The 17,862-nt window shown below is 60.5% G+C and carries 11 protein-coding genes and 1 riboswitch; of the genes, 1 reads left to right on the plus strand and 10 read right to left on the minus strand.

Annotated features, from left to right (window positions below):
- Positions 1-7: 7 nt before the first annotated feature.
- Positions 8-172: riboswitch (yybP-ykoY riboswitch) on the minus strand.
- A gap of 723 nt (positions 173-895) precedes the next feature.
- From BM279_RS17945 to BM279_RS17990, 10 genes are all read right to left on the minus strand, one after another.
- Positions 896-1,891 carry a GGDEF domain-containing response regulator gene (locus BM279_RS17945; protein ID WP_093505945.1) on the minus strand — a complete coding sequence of 332 codons (996 nt, stop codon included), beginning with the start codon at positions 1,889-1,891 and terminating at the stop codon, positions 896-898.
- A 4-nt stretch (positions 1,892-1,895) separates the two neighbouring features.
- A complete protein-coding gene (locus tag BM279_RS17950; protein WP_244154185.1) occupies positions 1,896-5,978 on the minus strand; it encodes a CHASE domain-containing hybrid sensor histidine kinase/response regulator in 4,083 nt (1,360 codons plus the stop codon).
- Between the two features lie 68 nt (positions 5,979-6,046).
- Positions 6,047-7,672: a methyl-accepting chemotaxis protein gene (locus tag BM279_RS17955; RefSeq protein WP_093506239.1), complete on the minus strand. Its 1,626-nt coding sequence runs from the start codon at positions 7,670-7,672 to the stop codon at positions 6,047-6,049.
- Between the two features lie 59 nt (positions 7,673-7,731).
- On the minus strand, positions 7,732-8,790 hold the full coding sequence (locus BM279_RS17960; RefSeq protein WP_093505947.1) for an HD domain-containing phosphohydrolase: 1,059 nt from the start codon (positions 8,788-8,790) through the stop codon (positions 7,732-7,734).
- Positions 8,780-11,251, minus strand: a complete 2,472-nt coding sequence (locus BM279_RS17965; RefSeq protein ID WP_093505949.1) for an ATP-binding protein — start codon at positions 11,249-11,251, stop codon at positions 8,780-8,782. The genes BM279_RS17960 and BM279_RS17965 overlap by 11 nt, the downstream gene beginning before the upstream one ends.
- Positions 11,252-11,563: 312 nt before the next feature.
- Positions 11,564-12,880: an MFS transporter gene (locus BM279_RS17970; protein ID WP_075930847.1), complete on the minus strand. Its 1,317-nt coding sequence runs from the start codon at positions 12,878-12,880 to the stop codon at positions 11,564-11,566.
- A 173-nt stretch (positions 12,881-13,053) separates the two neighbouring features.
- Positions 13,054-13,692, minus strand: coding sequence for an N-carbamoylsarcosine amidohydrolase (locus tag BM279_RS17975; protein ID WP_075930846.1), 639 nt, complete (start codon positions 13,690-13,692; stop codon positions 13,054-13,056).
- A 10-nt stretch (positions 13,693-13,702) separates the two neighbouring features.
- Positions 13,703-14,455: a maleate cis-trans isomerase family protein gene (locus tag BM279_RS17980; RefSeq protein WP_093505951.1), complete on the minus strand. Its 753-nt coding sequence runs from the start codon at positions 14,453-14,455 to the stop codon at positions 13,703-13,705.
- Positions 14,452-15,273: an alpha/beta fold hydrolase gene (locus tag BM279_RS17985; RefSeq protein WP_093505953.1), complete on the minus strand. Its 822-nt coding sequence runs from the start codon at positions 15,271-15,273 to the stop codon at positions 14,452-14,454. Before BM279_RS17985 ends, BM279_RS17980 begins: the two co-directional genes overlap by 4 nt.
- Positions 15,270-16,418 (minus strand): FAD-dependent monooxygenase, encoded by a 1,149-nt coding sequence (locus BM279_RS17990; RefSeq protein ID WP_093505955.1) that lies wholly within the window; start codon positions 16,416-16,418, stop codon positions 15,270-15,272. The genes BM279_RS17985 and BM279_RS17990 overlap by 4 nt, the downstream gene beginning before the upstream one ends.
- 318 nt (positions 16,419-16,736) lie before the next feature.
- On the opposite strand from BM279_RS17990, the gene BM279_RS17995 reads away from it, so the two are divergent.
- Positions 16,737-17,789 carry a 2,5-dihydroxypyridine 5,6-dioxygenase gene (locus tag BM279_RS17995; RefSeq protein ID WP_093505957.1) on the plus strand — a complete coding sequence of 351 codons (1,053 nt, stop codon included), beginning with the start codon at positions 16,737-16,739 and terminating at the stop codon, positions 17,787-17,789.
- Positions 17,790-17,862: the final 73 nt, after the last annotated feature.

A 17,862-nucleotide genomic window follows, 5' to 3' on the forward strand; every position in this document is an offset into this window, starting at 1 on the left:
GTTAACTACCAGCCGGGCTATGAGTCAACGACACGTCCACACGCCCGACTTTAGGTGTGGATGCATCGTTGGTCTCGCCAACCGGCAGGTGTTCGTGCCACGGCATGTTGCCGATAATGTTGACACGAACGCTCTACGACCAAAGCCGTGAGCAGGCTACTCCCCAACAAGGGCGGCTACTATACTCAAAGTCATAGCCTGTAGAAAGCCTCATTGCGGCTACTCACGCGAGGCAGCTTTCACTAGTCTCAAGCCATCACATAGCCGGGAAGTGATCATTGCAAATCAGCGCGAAAGACCAGCAGATCCTGACAGGCTGAATCACGCCCGGAAAAGCGATTCATCCGACCTAGTGGCTCTACCTAATATCTCGGCTCTTCAAGGATCAGGATCAACCGACGCAAGGATGCAAAGCATGCTGCACCACACCCTCAAGTACGGTATTTGCCCAGACGAACTCGCCCGAGTTCTAGGCCTGGCGATGGACAAACACCGCCACACCCTGCTGGCAGTGCCTGGGGACATGAGGAACCTCAATGTCCCTCTGGAGAAACTTCTTGGCGCCATGGGTACAAAGCAGCTTCTCAATGAGCACGAGGTGACGGTTCTCAGGCATGGCGGGGAAAGAACAGTGCATCTTGTCTCGTTATGTGGCTGCAGTTCGTTTCAGTCGGGCTCGATAGTCCTGCCTTGGCTACCGCCGGACAACGTTGCCAAAGCGCGGGACAGGTACCCAAGCGCAGATACTTACTTCATCCCGAGCGATGGGCCAGGCGCGCCTTATCGGGCACCTGGTAGAGATGAGCTATCACGGTATCTGGCGACTTACCCCAACTCGAAAGCGATCTGAGCGAGGCCGGATCGCCTGTGGCCTGGCTTACGCGCCAGATGCATCTCAGCTGGAGTTCGTGGGATTGTCTGGTGCATCGAGTGCTCGCGCTTCTATGGCCTCGAAACGACTGCTGTTACGGCCGGATTGCTTGGCGGCATAGAGCGCCCTGTCTGCCACGCTGAGCAATTGCGCGGCGCTGAACAACAACCCCGGCGGGTTGGCTGATACATGATTCAGCAGGCTCCAGCCGGCGCTCTGTGCATCGAAACTCGCAACACCTACCGACACGGTCACAACGCCAAGCTCACTCGTAGCATGTGCAATGTTCAAGGCGCGTACATTTTCGATGACCTTGTCGGCAACCCGGCATGCGCCATCACGCGTGGTTTCGGGCAGCACGATCGCGAACTCCTCGCCCCCATACCGTGCCGCCAGGTCCATGGGGCGCTCTGCACAGCGAGCAAGCACGCGCGCCACCGCACTCAGGCATTCATCCCCCATCAGATGACCATAGTGGTCGTTGTAGCGCTTGAAAAAATCGATATCGAGCAGCAGCAGCGAAAATGCACGCTGCGTGCGCAGTACCGACTGCCATTCGCGCTCGATCGACTGATCCAGCGCACGTCTGTTGGCCAGCCCCGTCATGCCGTCGGTCTGCGCCTGGCGATTCAATCGGTCCATTGCCAGCTTCAGATGAAGATGGGTTTTGACCCGCGCGGCGACGATGGCAGGACGGATCGGCTTGCCGATGAAATCCACGGCGCCGAGCTCCAGCCCCTCCTCTTCCATGCTCGCCTCGGTATGGGCGGTGACGAAGATCACTGGAATGCTGCTGGTCGACGGATCGCCTTTAAGAATGCGGCAGACCTCAAAGCCGCTGATGCCTGGCATCTGCGCGTCGAGCAGTATGAGGTCAGGCTGTTGCTGACGAGCCAACTCCATAGCCGCGTCGCCCTGGGTGGCAAACAAGACCTGGCCAAGCCCCGAGATGGCCTTGCTGAGGGCTCGGACAGCCGAAACATCATCGTCAACGATCAATATCGTCGTAGCGCGCTCCATCGTTCTAACGCTCCTTGCTCTTGGCACGGGCCTGGTCTAGTAACACCAGCGCCAACGCGTAATCCAGATTGTCGATTGCCTGCCAAATCTCGGCTACTTGAGAATCGCCTGCCATCTCGCGAATGGCGCTGGCAGCATGGGCAAAGCTGTCCAATGCGGCCATGTCGCGGTTGCGCAATTGTTCTTCAAGCATGGCGAGTGCCTGTTGCGCCTGGGTTTGATCGATATCGTCCACTGGCAACGAGGGTGCCTTATCCCGGAGCAGACGAGTGTGACCGTCCAGTTCGGCATAAGCGGCCAACAAGGCCTCGAGCGCAGGTCTTGTCGCCGCATCGGCCGCACCGTCACGCAGCAATTGCTCTACATTTCCCGCGCGGGCGGCGAGCTCCTTGGCTCCCAGCAACGCCGCGGTCCCACGCAGCTTGTGCAAGCGCGCTACCAACTCATGGGATGGCTGTGACAAGAGACGATGGTCAGCGAACTCCACGAAGTCCGCAAAGAACCGCTTCAGCGAAGACATGAAAAGAGCCTGATCATCTCCCAGTCGATTCGCGACATCCTGGCCATCAATTCCCGGGATACTTGGCCAGTCGTCCGGGCCCTTGTTTGGCGAAGACAGTGCGAGTACCGGAAGCGGACCCCCACGCTTGCGCTCCACAGCGAGGCGTAGGGCACGAATCAGGGCAGAAGGCTCCAGAGGCTTGGTCAGGAAATCATCCATGCCCGCCGCCTGGGCCTGCTGGCGCTCCTCGGCCATGGCGCCAGCGGTCAGGGCAAGTACAGGCAGGAGAGCCAACCCAAGCTCGTCGCGTAGCCTGCGGGTGGCTTCATAGCCATCCATTTCCGGCATCTGCACATCCATCAGTACGGCATCGAAATGATCGGGCAGGCGCTCAAGACGTTCGAGGGCCTCACGGCCATTGCTGCATGTCTGCACCTGGGCACCTTGCTGGGCGAGCAGCAAGCTGGCGACCTCGAGGTTGATGGCGCTGTCATCGACCAACAGTACCTCCATGCCCTCCAGCCAGCGGGCTACAGAAGTATCGAACTCGCTGGCGAGATTGATCCGCGTGGTATCGCCATCGCGATACACCAGGCACTCATTGACGGCATTGAACAAACGCGCACCGTCCACAGGGCTGGGTACTACTCGCTGCCAAGGCTCAAGGGGTTCGCGTTGCATGGCCAATTGCTGCGTGTGCTCCATGATCAACACCAGCGGCAGCCTCTCGCAGCCACAACGTTGCATCACCTGCCGCAGTAGCTGCACCTGGTCGAGAGGGGCAAGCAAAGCGTCCGGCAGGCGATGCTCCTGTGTGTCGGGCCGTTCCAGAAGCGCCTGAAAATCGGTCGGACTTTCTACATGAGTCGTGCGCCAACCAAGGTCTTTGGCGATCCGAGTGAGTTGCTGAGTCTCACTCAGACCATCACTGAGCAGCCAGACATCGAGCGCTTTATCTGACCTGGCATGCTCGTCTGACTCACTCGCCATTTGCAGAGGCAAGTCGACAGTGAACTCGCTACCAGTACCCAACTGACTGTGCACGCCCACTCGCCCACCCATTTGCTCGGCAAGGCCCCGTACCACCGACAGGCCCAAACCGGTTCCGCCGAACCGTCTGGTTGTAGAGGCATCAGCCTGCGTGAACGGTGAGAACAACTGCTCGGCAACGTCATGGGCAATACCACAGCCGGTATCAGCGACCGTGATATGCAGCCAGCAGCGAGCATCGCGCTGCTGGTCGCAGTCCAGTGTGACTTTCACGCTGCCTTTAGCGGTGAACTTGAGGGCGTTGCCGATCAGGTTCATGAGGATCTGATTGATTCGCAGCGCATCGCCCAGCAGTAAATTTGGCAGTGGCCCGGCCGTTTCGACGGTAAATTGCAGCCCCTTGAGTTCCGCCTGGGGGGTGAAGAGCTGGACGAGGTCATCCATCAACTGGCGTGGACTGAAAGGCGCATGCTCGAGTTTCATCGCCCCGGCTTCGATTTTCGCGATATCGAGAATATCGTTGATGATGCCCAGCAGCGACCGCCCAGCGATCTGCAATTTGCCAAGCAGCATGCGCTGCTGGTCGTCCAATGGTGTGTTCTGCAGCAGGTGAGCGACACCAATTACCGCGTTCATTGGCGTGCGGATTTCGTGGCTCATATTGGCTAGGAACAGACTTTTTGCAGCGTTGGCAGCCTCTGCCTGAGCTTTGGCTGCGTGCAACTGCTCGCTGCTCTGCAGCCGCTCGGTTATGTCTTGAGCGATGCCCAGATAGCCGCTGAGCTCGCCCGAGTCCATGCGAATTGGCGTCACGACCATCGACACGGGGACCTGAGAGCCGTCCTTGCGGACATAGGTCCACTGGCGTGTTTCGGCCCCTTCCCTGTCAGGCTTGTAGCGAAACACATCCACATCTTCCAAAGGATCTCCATATTCTGCAGCGAGCTCCTCTACGCGCGCGCCTATTTCAGACTGAAGATGAAAGTCGAGAACACTCTTGCGGCCGATGGTTTCCTCTGCGCTGTAGCCAAGTAGCAGTTGCGCGCCGCGGTTGAAGACGATGATTTCGCCCTGCACATCGGTCGCGATTATCGAGACTTCCGATGATGCGTCCAGCACCGTTTGCAACAGCCCGGCCACCCGAGACAGTTCGGCCGTGCGCTCGCTGACCTGCTGCTCCAGCTCGGCATTGAATTCCATCAGATAACGCTGCACGCGCTTGCTGTCACTGATGTCGTGCATCATCTTGGCCGCGCCCAGGATCCGACCATCAGCCTCCCTGATGAAACTGCAGGTGATGGTCACGTCGATCAACCGTCCCGACTTGTGCAAGCGCTGAGTTTCCAACGGTGCCCCGCGGTCCCCCCGACCAATGCGTTCGAGCAACTCCTCATCCTCTGCGAGCCTCGAGGCAGGTACCAGCAGAGGTGCCAGCGGTCTGCCCAGCACTTCTGCCTCGGCATACCCGAACATCACCTCTGCGGCACGATTCCAGGTGATGATTCGGCCGTCGAGAGCCTCACCAATGATCGCGTCGCTGGAGTTCTCCACGATGGTGGCCAAGCGGCCCTGCTCAGCGGCTACTTGCTGCTTGCGTTGGCGAGCGACCAGCAAGGTGCCGACCAGGCCGGTCAATAGAATGCTGGCCAGCAGGCCAATCAGGAAAAAGCGTCCTGGTGGCGTCGGGTCGACAGCTTCGACGAAAAGCGGATGCGCGCTTACCTCGAGTCGCCAGAGACGGCCATAGACTTCGCGCTCGAACGAGCGGGTATGCAACAGCTCGGTTTCAGGGCCGTCTTCCTGAGTTTCGTAGATCAGCTGCTCGCCGGTGGAGGCCACATCGTAGAGTTTCAGATGCAGGCGGTGATCAGGCAGATTGAGGTTTCCCATCACCTCACGCATGACCAAAGGCGCATAGGTCCAACCAATGGCCATGGCTTCTCGCTGCGACTCGGGAGGCATTTCCGGCGTACTGTAAACCGGCAGTAGAAACAGGAAAGAGCTGAACTTTTGGCCCGTATCCTGAAGAAGCGTTATCGGTGCTGTCAGCGTGGCCTGGCCGTTGCGCATCGAATCGATAGCGGCACGGCGCCGCAAAGCCTCCGAGGCGATATCCAGCCCTATCGCCTGCGCATTGCGCTCGACAGGGTCGATGAACTGAATGATGAAGCGCTCGCCCTCATGCGCCTTGAACTGGTTCACCTTGAAGTCTGGTTGCCCGCCACTACGAATTTGCGCAACGTACTCGGCTTCATGGGCCGGCACGACACGCCGAATGAACCCGAAGCCACGGGCGCCCGGGTATTCCTTATCCAGGTTTCGACCGCGGCTGTAGCGACGCATGAGATTGGTGCTGACGTTGTTCGCATCGAGCATATGCACAGCGCCGCGCATGCCCCTGAGACGATATTCGTAGACGCGCAGTCGGGCCACCAGATCGTTTTCCAGCTCTCGGCTGGCATCGGTTAGCGCCCTCTCCACATGCTTGTCGACATCCTTGTTCTGCTCACGCTCGACCAGCCAACTGATGGTGATGCCGACCAGCAGCACCAAAGCCATCCAGAGGGTGATGCGTGCGGGTGACGAAATGTTCATGGGCTACGGACTCTTGGCGTGTCGGACAGCTTGACGATGATTGGGCTTCAGGCCTTGCTTAAGCGGTTCTAGACTTTGAAGCGCGCCACCGTCCCCTGCAGATCAAGCGCCAGATCCGACAGCGCGCGGCTCGCCAGGCTGGCTTGCTCCGATCCCGCCGAGTTCTGCAAAGAGAGGTCGCGGATATTGACCAGGTTGCGGTCGACTTCTCGTGCCACATGGGTTTGTTCCTCGGTAGCACTGGCAATCACCAGATTGCGCTCGGTGATATTGGCGACCGACTCAATGATTTGCTGCAAAGCGGACCCAGCACCATGGGCCACATCCTGAGTCTGTTTGGCGAGGTCATTACAGGTATCCATCGAACTAACCGCTTTGGCGGTATCCACCTCGATGTCGCCGATCATGGCCTCGATCTGACGCGTTGACTGCTCGGTTTTATGCGCGAGCGCCCGCACCTCATCTGCAACCACCGCAAAGCCACGACCGGCTTCGCCTGCGCGTGCAGCCTCAATGGCCGCGTTCAATGCGAGCAGATTGGTCTGCTCCGCGATGCTGCGGATGACATCGAGCACCTTGCTGATACCGTTTATCTTGTTCGCAAGCACATCGACGTTCGACGATGTCGAGCCAACGTTTTCAGCCAACTGCGTAATAGTCGACAGTGTCAGGCGAATACGCTCGTCGCCGAACTTGGCGACGCGATCAGATTCCTGAGAACTCTTCGATGCACTCGCCGCGTTATGCGCAACTTCCTCGACCGCACTACTCATCTGGGTAACGGCGGTAGCCGCCTGATCGATTTCAAGGCTCTGCTGGTGAAGATTGCGCGCAGAGCTTTCCGTGACAGTGGAAAGCTGCTCTGCCGCCGAGGCCAATTGGCTTGATGCCTGGGCAATCTGGCCGATGGTACCGTGCAAGCGTGTCTGCATACTCTGGAGCGCCTTGAGCAGCCGAGCAGGCTCGTCATTGCCTTCGGATTCGATCTGCACGGTAAGGTCACCTTCAGCCACCGAGTCTGCGACCTGCACGGCATCGGCCAGCGGCCGAACGATGCTCCGCGTCAACATGGTCGCCAGTATCACGGTAGCGATTGCCGCCAGCGCCATGGCCAACAGTGTTCCATGCTGTGCAACGCTATAAGCTTCATTCGAGGCCTTGGCAGCCGCCGCAGCGCCCGCGCGATTGAGCGCGATCAGCTCGTTCAGTGCGGCGATCATCTCGTCGGCACGCTGATTCAATCCGGAGTGGACGATGGACAGTGCTGCTGAGCGATCGCCTTCCTCAAGATACTTGGTCAGTTGCTGCTGCAATTCGAGGTACGCCTGTTCGGCCATTTCGAAGCGCTGAAACTGCTGCTCCTCCTCTGCGGAGCTGACAAGCTTTCGATAGCCCGACTGGGCTTTTTGCAGTCCTTCGCGCAGTGTCTGGGCCGTAGCGAAGCCGCTTTGCAGCTGCTGCTGATCTTCGCTCAGCAGCAGCCGCAGGGTGGCGGCACGGAGCCGCAGGATATCTTCCGAGACATCACTCAGTGCATTGAGGCTGGGTACCCAGTTCTGCTCGACCTCGCTGGATCGCTGATGCATGACCGACATCTGCATGAGCGCGAAACCGCCCAGGACAAAGACCAGAAGCGCAATAATCGAGAAGCCCAGTGCGGCTCGCGGAGCGATGGAAATCGATCTTGAGTTCATCATCTAATACTCGCGGTAATGGATGGTTCTGCCGGTACTGCTGGTAAATCGGTATCGCGTTACGGATCCCCAAGGCGCTGACGAATCGCTTCGATATCGGGAATCAGGGCCTCCAGAATGACGACGAGAGCAGGGTCGAAATGCAGGCCTGACTGCTCATGGATATGAGCGAGCGCCTGCTCGACCGGCCACGCCGATTTGTAGGGGCGCTCCATTCGCAAGGCGTCATAGACGTCGCAGAGCGCAACGATGCGAGCGCTCAGCGGTATCTGCTCGCCCTGCAGCCGATTGGGGTAGCCACTGCCGTCCCATTTTTCGTGATGATTGAGCGCAATCTCCGCAGCCATCTGCGTAAGCGCCGATGGGTGGTCATCATTGAGTATCGAGAACCCGATGAGCGGATGCTCATTCATGATCAGTCGCTCCTGCTCGTTAAGAGCGCCCGGCTTGAGCAAGATGCTGTCGGGTATGCCGATCTTGCCTACGTCATGCATGGGCGCGGCCTGGCGGAGCAGCTCGACCCAGGCCTCATCCATCCCCATGACACTGGCAACCAGGGCGGAGGTTTCACCGATCCGATTGATGTGATTGCCCGTCTCGTTGTCACGATAGGCTGCGGCACGGGTAAGCGTACGGATTACCGCGCCATAACTCTGGTCGAGCTGGGCCGTGCGTTCACGCACTCGGTCTTCGAGCCCGGCCTTGGCATTCAACAAGGCTGTTCGCGCCTCGCTCAGCGCCAGGTTGCTACCCACGCGCAGAATGATTTCAGGCAGATCAACAGGCTTGCCGATGTAATCGTTGGCGCCCAGCTCCAGGCCGGCACGGCGGTTTTCGGCATCTCCCAGTGCGGTGATGATCATTATCGGGCTGGCACTGCGGTCCCGGTCCGCGAGCTGGCGAAGGATCTCGAAGCCGTTCGGCGCCGGCATGTCGATATCCAGCAACAGCAGGTTCCAGGGATTCTCCTTCAGCCAGTGCAGGGCCGCGGCCGAATCGGAAAAGCTGATGGTGTTGCGCAGGCCGAACGCCTTGAGGCTCGACTCCAGCAGACGTACATTGGCAACCACGTCGTCGACGATGACGACACGACAATGGCTGAAGTTCTTAGAGAGCACCGCCCACCTCCTTGTTGGTAAGGGCATCGACCAGTTGCTGGAGCTCCAGCCCATCGATAGGTACCGACAACAGCCCATTCGCGCCGAGCGCCACCATTTGCCTGACTTGATCCTCCCTGCAGAGTAGAACAATTGGCACACTTGAGAGCTGCGGCGTTCGACGGATCTCACCCAGCAACTCGGCTGCGCTCAAGCCACCAAGATCGCCACTGATGAGCACCAGATCCGGACGCTCGCGCAGCAGTGCCTCGAGCAGATCCTGTCCCCGATCAAACTGCTCGAGCGCTATGCCCTGCAGTGCGCTGCGTACCGCCTCGATGTTGGTCCGATCCTGGTCACCGAGATAGACACGTATTGCCCTGGCTCGCTCCGGCGCGCTTTCGATATAGAGAGGCAGTTCGATCCAGAATTGACTGCCAACACCGACTTGGCTTTGGAAGCCAAGCTCACCGCCCATCAATCGCGCATAGTCTCTGCAAATGGACAAACCGATGCCCGTGCCTGGTATCGAGGTTTTCTCCTGACCGAGCCGCTGGAACGGCTCGAACAACCGTTCATAGTGCTGCGGCGCAATGCCTGGGCCGGTATCGCTGACCGTCATCCGCACGACACTATCGCGCAGACAGCAACCTAGGCTGACTGAGCCCTGAGTAGTGTACTTGATGGCGTTGGATAACAGGTTGAGAAGCACCTGACGCAAGCGCCGCACGTCGGCATTCACGTAGAGTGCTTCAGCTGGCAGGTCCAGTTGCTGACTCAGGCCATTGGCGGTCGTATCGAGTGCCACGAGTTCAGCGCACTCATGCATCAACGCAGTGGCGTCGACCTTGCGCATATCGAGACGAAGCTGTTCGCCTTCTGCCGTCGACCAATCGAGAATGTCACCCAACACCTGGTTCAGGTGGCGACTGGCGAGGAGTATCTCTTCCAGATAATCCTGGCCACCGCTTTCTGATCGGGTGCCGCCCTTCATTCGGATCAACTGCGCGAAACCCTGTATCGCATTGAGCGGGGTTCGCAACTCATGGCTCATGCTGGAAATGAAGCGCGACTTCGCCAGATTGCCCTGTTCGGCCTCCTGGTTGGCACTGGCCAGGCGAGACGAGCTGCATTCGAGTTTTTCGCCCATGACCAGCACATTGTCGATGATGCCCTGAAGCTCGACGATATTCGTGTCGGGGCGCGGCGGACGCCATTTGCCGGCCCCAATGTCCTGGAGCATCGAATCGATGCCGAGGATCGGCGTATTCAGCCTGTCACTGAGGATGCGGATTCGCCCCCACATCATGGCGAAAAACACCAGATAGAACGCTACCAGGCCGGCGATCAGCAGATACCCGATGGTTCGGTACTGACTGGCTAAGGTGTTGGTTTGCTGGAAAACCTGTTGTTGCTCGACGACGGTCAGAAGCTGCCAATTGGTCGCCTTGATCGTGGCCCAGGCCGCCAGGTGTTCGTGGCCACTTAGCGAGATGGACAGCACACCATTTTCACGGCCGGCCATTGCCTCGGCCAACGGGCGGGTATCGGCTCGTGCGAGCAAGTTGAAGGCATCGGGAATAAACGAAGGCTCATCCGATGACGAGGTGTCTGTCCTGGCGCCCGGCAAGCCGAGATCGGTCTTGCCGTCCTCGGAGAGCGCAATGACTCCCATGTGCTCATCAACGATCAGGGTATAGCCGCCCCAAGGCATATCCAGGCTATTGAGATGCTCGAGTAGCTTATCGACCGTGATGTCCAACCCCACCACGCCTTCAAGAAAATCGCGCAGGAACACCGGGGCGATTGCCGACAGTATCCAGCCCTGCCCGGCCGGATCGAGATAAACGTCTGTCCAGGTGGTTTGCCGCTGCGGGTTGTTCTTATCGGTCGCGAGGTAATAGAAGTTGAAATCGGGAATCACGATGCCTGGCGGAAACTGATGCAGCGTATCGATCCACGGATAACTGCGGCTGTAGTTATCCCAGCTATTGAAATAGATGCTCGACACCAGGTCGTTATTGCGAACGGTTTCGCGCATGAACGGATCAAGCTGCGCCAAACGAGCGACCTTGTGCAGATCCTGCTGCGCCAGCGGCGTAGCATTGGAGTAGAACGAGGCAGAACCACCATCATCATGCTCGCTATAGCGAACACCATCGGCGCTTTCGCTCAGCTTGGCGGCTGGCAGAGTGTGAGCCGAGCTCAGTGCTTCCTGGGTGAGCGAAGCATAGGTATCGGTCAACTTGGCGATATGGTGGAGCTCGCCTTGCAGAATTTGCGCTTCCTGGCGCGACGTTGACTCAAGGTTCTCGAGCACCACCGAGCGCAGGTTGGCAATCTGCGCGTCGCGAATAGACGCATTGGTGTGCAGATAAGCCGCAATCAACAGCGTTTCGACCAGGATGAGCGGTATCAACGCCGTTTGAACGAAAAGGCTCCATATCCACGAGCGGATAGTGACCTTCGATTTGCTACCCATGGTGCACGCTCCGCATCAAGCGCGGTCTACGGGACGAGATAGCACTATGCTATTACCTGCCATTCAATTTAGCACTCATCCATTAGTAGCAGTGGCTTCGTGAGGGTTTGATTTGCCGCAGTCGCCCTAAGCCTAGGAGCTATCGACGGTTTACGCACAATTGAATCCCGTCGATATCGTCGCAGTGCCTAGCGCGCTGGTATTGCACCAACGCAGACCGACATCCAAACGGGGCAAAAGAAAAATCAGAGGTGTAAAAGCCGGTGGGTGTGAGGCTTCACACCCACCGGCAGCGCCAGGAGAAGTGTCCGGCTAGCGGTTGACCAGCTTGGCTGGCAGGGCGATCACCAGCAGGCAGCTGAGAATCAGGCAGCCAGCGAAGAACCACAGCGCGGCATGACTGGTGCCGGTCAGGTCGGTGACCAGGCCCATCAGCGAGTTGCTCACCAGGCCGGCGATGTTGGCCACCGAGCAGGCCAGGGCGAAGCCGGTCGCCGCAGCCGTGCCCTTGAGGAAGGTCGCCGGCAGGCTGAAGAACACCGGCACGGCGCCGATGATGGCCGCCGAAGCGATGGCGAACAGCGTCACGGTCATCACCAGGTTATGGCTGAACAGCGTGCTGCTGGCCATGGCGGCGGCACCGACGATGAAGGGTACGATGATGTGCCAGCGGCGCTCGCGATGGCGATCCGAGCTGGCGCCGATCAGCAGCATGCCGGCCAGCGCCGCCAGGCTGGGGATGGCGGTCAGCAGGCCGATGTGAAAGGTGTCGGTCACCCCGGTGTTGCGGATGAAGGTCGGCATCCAGAAGCCCATGGCGTAAGCGCTGAGCAGGATGGAAAAGTCGATGCCGCCCAGCATCCACACCTTGAGGTTGAAGAAGCCGTCGCGAAAGCTGTGCTTGCTGTCTTTGCCTTCTGCGTCGTCGGCTGCCAGGTCATTGGCCAATTGCGCCTTCTCCTCGGAACTGAGCCACTTCGCCTGGTTGAAGTGATTGGGCAGTGCCCAGAAGGTGAGGATGCCGAGCAGCACGCTGGGAATCGCCTCGAGCAGGAACAGCCACTGCCAGCCACGCAGGCCGTTGACCTGGTCGAAGTGGTTCATGATCCAGCCGGAAATCGGCCCGCCGATCACGCTGGACAGTGGCAGGCCGATCATGAACAAGGCGATGATGCGCCCGCGTCGGTAGGTCGGGTACCAGGTGGTCAGGTAGTACAGCACACCCGGCAGGAAGCCGGCCTCCGCCGCACCGAGCAGGAAGCGGATGATGTAGAACTCGGTGGTGGTGGTGACGAACATGGTGCAGGCCGACAGCAGCCCCCAGGTGATCATGATGCGGGCGATCCACACCTTGGCGCCGACCTTCTCCAGCACCAGATTGCTGGGCACCTCGAAGAGGATGTAACCGACGAAGAACAATCCGGCGCCCAGGCCATAGGCCGCCTCGCTGAATTGCAGGTCGCTGAGCATCTGCAGCTTGGCGAAGCCGACGTTGATGCGGTCCAGATAAGCGGCGAGGTAGCAGAAGCACAGAAACGGAATGAGCTTCCAGGTCACTTTGCGGTACAGCTCGTTCGAGCTGTCGGCAGCACTGCCCATGGCGGTGCTGGTAGCGGGTACGTAAGGCATTGCGTGTCTCCTGGCGGTGACTTGTGATTTTTGTTGAAGCCAGCAGTCGTCGACGCGTTGAGCGTCGCAACGGCGACTTCCCAAGGCAGCGTCAGTGCCATGCATGCATGGCGACCGCCCTCGGTGGGGCGATCAATGGAACAGGCAGCGTACCGCCAGCTCCTTATGGTGAATCAGCGGGCGAGCCGCTGCAGATAGTCGAGTGTTTCCTCCAGGCTGACGACATCGCCATACTTGCTGTCGATGTCGAACAGATTGGCCTCGTGGGGCGCCTGGTGGCGATCGCCGACGCACTCGCGCACGACGATGGTGCGAAAGCCATGCTGCACGCCGTCCACGGCGCTCGCCCGAATGCAGCCACTGGTCGAACAGCCCGCCAGGATCAGGGTATCGACACCCTGGGCATGCAACTGTGCAGCCAGGCTGGTAGCGAAGAACACGCTGGCGTACTGCTTGGTCACCACCTGCTCCCCCGGCAGCGGCGCGACCGCTGCGCAGAACTCGGCCAGCGGGTTGCCGTCGACCATGTCCTTCATCACCGGCGCCTTACGCACCCACATACCACCGTCAGCACAATCGGCGGCGTGGTAGCGGATGTTGCTGTGCACCAGCAAGACGCCCAGCCGGCGTGCCGCATCCAGCAACGCCACCGACTGCTCCACGGCGCTGACCACACCCGGCGCATACAGCGGCGCGCCTGGCGTGGTGTAGCCCTGCATGAAGTCGATCATCAACAGGGCCGGTCGCGCACCGAAGCCTATACGCTGGCCCCACACACCCTGATAGTTGTCACTAAGGCTCTGCGCGCTCATGGTCGTCTCCTCAGTAGGCGCCTGACAACAGCGCGCCGGCGCCCGGCACGATCGGCTCCAGATCCAGCGCCTTGAGCATGCAATAGGTGGTGGCGATGGCCGCCGTGACCACCGGCTTGCCGGTCAGCGCCTCGACCTTGGCCACCGCCGGCAGCGACTGCATCTGCACGCACGCCGACAGCACCACCACATCGACGCCTTCCAGGTTCATGCCGGCAACGATGCCCGGCAGGTTGGCCGGGTCGTGGCGCGCGACCTGCAGGTTGTCGGGGATCTCCAGGGCCCGCCAGTCGACCACCTCGAAACCTTCCTCGCGGATGTAATCGACCACCAGCTCGGTGAGCGGCTTCATGTAAGGCGCGACGATGGCGATGCGCTTGGCCTTCATCACCTTCAGCGCCTCGACCAGGGCACCGGCGCTGGTGATCACCGGCGAGTTGGCGTCGTTGTCGGCGGTCACCTGGCGCAGGCGTTTTTCGGACTGGCGATGGTAGCCCAGGCCCATGGCCATGATCGCCACCAGGCAGGCATAGCCGAGCACGTCGACCTTGGCGTCGGACAGCTCCAGCGCGCAGCGATCGGACTCGGCATCCATGGCCGCCAGCTCTTCCTTCTTCACCTGCTTCATGCGCATGCGCGCCGAGTGAAAGGTGAAGCGCTCCGGGCGGATGGCCTGGCGCGCGGTGAGCATCGCCGGAATTTCGGTTTCCATGGTGGTGTTGGAGCTCGGCACGATCTGGCCGATGCGGTAGAGCGTGTTCATGGCAGCACCTCGTGGTGAATGGGTTGCCCGAGGAAATCGCCGAAGGCGGCGAAGAAGCCGCCCAGGTCGTCCCAGGGAATCATGTGGCCGGCATCGCTGACGCGCACGATCTGCAGATCCGGCTTGAGTTCGCGCAGCTCGGCCTCGTCGACCGCCTCGATCACCCCGCCGCGCCCGGCCACCATCAGCAACGCTGGCTGCTGCACGGAGGGCAGGTGCTGATGGATATCCACGCTGTGAAACTCTTCGAAGGCCTGCACGATGGCCGGCTCGTAGCAGGTGTGCAGCCATTCGGCGCGCAACTGCAGTTGCTCGGGCGTCCAGCTCGGGCAGAAGGCTTTCATAGCCTCGCCGTCCATGCCCTGCTCCGCCTGGCGAATGGAGTCGACGTACCAGGGCAGCTTGCTCGGATAGTCGCGACGGCCCGGCCCGGACACTGGTGGGTCGATCAGCACCAGGCGCTCCAGGCCATCGGCGCCCATTGCCGCAGCGCGAATGGCGAAGCGCGCGCCCATCGAGTGGCCGAGCAGGCTGTAACGCTCGAAACCAAGGGCGGCCGCGAAGGCGATGATGTCCGCGGCGCAGGTGTCGGTGTCATAGGCCAGCTGCGGCCCGCTGGAGGACAAGCCACGGCCGCGCACATCGAGGATATAGGTGTCGAACTGGCGGCCCAGCACTTCGCCGACGAAGCCCCAGGTGATCGCCGGGCTGGTGATGCCCGGCACCAGCAACAGCACCGGTCCCTTGCCGCCATAGCGCAGGTAGTGCTGGCGAATGCCGTTGGCCTGTACGTTACCGCCGCCGATCAGCGTGCTCATGCCGCTACCCCGCTCTTCAGCGGCTGGGCATAGATGTCATAACCGTAGACCCAGGCCGGGTCTTCCTGGGTGCGCAGGAAGGTGTTGGCGTTGGAAACCGCCTGCACGCGCGACGCACGCTCCTTGCGGTTGGCCTCGTAGAGTTCGAACGCGGTGCGGTAGTCGGTCAGCCCGGTTTCCTGCAGGCAGCGGGTGAGCATGGCGGCATCTTCGATGGCCATGCCGGCGCCCTGGGCCATGTGCGGCTTCATCGGGTGGCAGGCATCGCCCAGCAGTACCAGCCGGCCACGGCTCCACAGCGGCAGGGGGTTGCGATTACGCAGTGGCCACTTGGTGATGTCCTCGGTGGAGCGGATCAGCTTCTGCACCGTGGGGTGATAACCCTCGAACGCCGCCAGCATTTCTTCCTGGCTGCTGTCCACATAGTTGCCCTGGAAGTCCCAGGCCTCGTGGGGCACACCGGTGACGAAGTAGTACTCATCACGCTTGGCGGTGGTGTGATAGACCATCATGTGGCGGTCGTCGGTCCACCACTTCACGCAGGGCTCGAACACGTCGGCATGGCGTACCAGGTTCTCGCCACGAATCAGCGCCCGGTGCGCGACCCAGCCGCTGTAGATCGGCGCTTCGGCGCCCAAGAGCTCTTCGCGGATCTTCGAGTGAATGCCGTCGGCGCCGATCACGATGTCGGCCGTGGCCTGGCTGCCGTCGGTGAAGGTCAGGCGCACTTGGTCGCCCTCGTCGACTATGGTCTCCAGCTTCTTGCCGAACTGCAGCGTGCCCGGCGCGATACTGTTGATCTGCAAGTCGTGCATGTCGCCGCGGTGCACGGTGACGTAGGCCGCGCCGTATTCGCGGCGCGCGAACTCACCCAGGGGGATGCGCGACAGGTAGTCGCCGCTGATGCCGTCGCGGCTGTGCCAGAAATCCGGGTGCGAGCCCATCTGCTCCAGCGGCTGCTCCAGCCCCATGCGCCGAAAGATCTTCATCACGTTCGGGCCGACATGGATACCGGCTCCCAGACGCGAGAACTCCGGCGACTGCTCGTAAACGGTCACCTCGAAGCCAGCCTGCTGCAGCAAGGTGGCGGCCGCTGCCCCGCCGAGACCGGCACCGACGATGGCGATTTTCTGCTGAGCGCCCATGGGCATCTCTCCTCTTCTTGGCTACGAAGCGGGACGGTGCCCGCAAGACAATTACAGTGTATGCACTATATTTTTAGAAAGTGAAGAGGCTTTCTTCAAAAATATTCGAGGGGTCTTAAAAAGATCTAAGAACACTCAAATGCCATATGAAACGGCATTTGTGTAGATTGGTAACGCCAAAACAGAAAGATTGCCAATCGGCTTTGCATGAGGTTTTATTTAAAAAAATAGAGTGAACACTCTATAAAAACGCACCAATATCCAGCAGCACGACTCACCGTGGTGCACAGCCAAAGCAGAGCGACCAGGAGACCTGCCATGCCGGTAAGCGATAGTGAACTGACCCAGATGTTCGAACAGGTGCTGACCCTCTCGCGGGTCGACGAAACCCAGAGCGTGGCCATCCTCAAGAGCCATTATTCGAACCCGCGCACCGTGCGTGCGGCGATGGACGCCGCGCAGCGCCTGAAAGCCAAGGTGTATGCCGTGGAGCTGCCGTCCTTCAACCACCCGCGGGCCATGGGTAACGACATGACGGCCTACTGCGGCGACACCGCCCTGACCGGCAACCTGGCGGCGCAACGTGCGCTGGAGGCCGCCGACCTGGTGGTCGATACCATGATGCTGCTGCACTCGCCCGAGCAGGAGCAGATCCTCAAGACCGGCACCCGCATCCTGCTGGCCGTGGAGCCGCCCGAAGTGCTGGCGCGCATGCTGCCGACCGAAGACGACAAGCGCCGCGTGCTGGCCAGCGAGGCACTGCTCAAGCAGGCTCGCCGCATTCACGTGCGCTCGGCGGCGGGCAGCGACTTCCACGCCGAGCTGGGGCAGTACCCGGCGGTGACCGAATATGGCTTCGCCGACGAGCCGGGGCGCTGGGATCACTGGCCCAGCGGCTTCCTGTTCAGTTGGCCCAACGAAGAAACAGCCCAGGGCACCCTGGTGCTGGATGTCGGTGACATCGTGCTGCCGTTCAAGAACTACTGCCGCGAGCGCATTACCCTGGAAATCGACAAGGGCTTCATCACCGGCATTCACGGCGGCTTTGAGGCCGAGTACCTGCGCGACTACCTGAAGTACTTCAAGGACCCCGAGGTCTACGGCATTTCCCACATCGGCTGGGGCCTGCAGCCGCGCGCCCAGTGGACCGCCATGGGCCTGCACGACCGCAACGACGGCATGTGCATGGACGCCCGCGCCTTCTACGGCAACTTCCTGTTCTCCACTGGCCCGAACACCGAAGTCGGCGGTACTCGCAAGACGCCGTGCCACCTGGACATCCCGCTGCGCGGCTGCGATATCTACCTCGATGACAGGGCCGTGGTGCTCGCCGGCGACGTGGTCTACCCGCCGGAATCCAAGGCCGACTGACAACGCCGCAGCGCAGCGTCAGCCACCGCCCCAACGCCCGCAAGCCGGCACAGCGAACACCTCGCCGGCTTGC

It is taken from the genome of Phytopseudomonas straminea, from assembly GCF_900112645.1.
GTDB lineage: Bacteria > Pseudomonadota > Gammaproteobacteria > Pseudomonadales > Pseudomonadaceae > Aquipseudomonas > Aquipseudomonas straminea.

Bases quoted from the DNA above. Each gene is read 5' to 3' on its own strand.
- BM279_RS17955 (WP_093506239.1), bottom strand. From the start codon at position 7,672: ATGAACTCAAGATCGATTTCCATCGCTCCGCGAGCCGCACTGGGCTTC.
- BM279_RS17970 (WP_075930847.1), bottom strand. From the start codon at position 12,880: ATGCCTTACGTACCCGCTACCAGCACCGCCATGGGCAGTGCTGCCGAC.
- BM279_RS17980 (WP_093505951.1), bottom strand. From the start codon at position 14,455: ATGAACACGCTCTACCGCATCGGCCAGATCGTGCCGAGCTCCAACACC.
- BM279_RS17945 (WP_093505945.1), bottom strand. From the start codon at position 1,891: ATGGAGCGCGCTACGACGATATTGATCGTTGACGATGATGTTTCGGCT.
- BM279_RS17995 (WP_093505957.1), top strand. From the start codon at position 16,737: ATGCCGGTAAGCGATAGTGAACTGACCCAGATGTTCGAACAGGTGCTG.
- BM279_RS17975 (WP_075930846.1), bottom strand. From the start codon at position 13,692: ATGAGCGCGCAGAGCCTTAGTGACAACTATCAGGGTGTGTGGGGCCAG.
- BM279_RS17950 (WP_244154185.1), bottom strand. From the start codon at position 5,978: ATGAACATTTCGTCACCCGCACGCATCACCCTCTGGATGGCTTTGGTG.
- BM279_RS17990 (WP_093505955.1), bottom strand. From the start codon at position 16,418: ATGGGCGCTCAGCAGAAAATCGCCATCGTCGGTGCCGGTCTCGGCGGG.
- BM279_RS17965 (WP_093505949.1), bottom strand. From the start codon at position 11,251: ATGGGTAGCAAATCGAAGGTCACTATCCGCTCGTGGATATGGAGCCTT.
- BM279_RS17985 (WP_093505953.1), bottom strand. From the start codon at position 15,273: ATGAGCACGCTGATCGGCGGCGGTAACGTACAGGCCAACGGCATTCGC.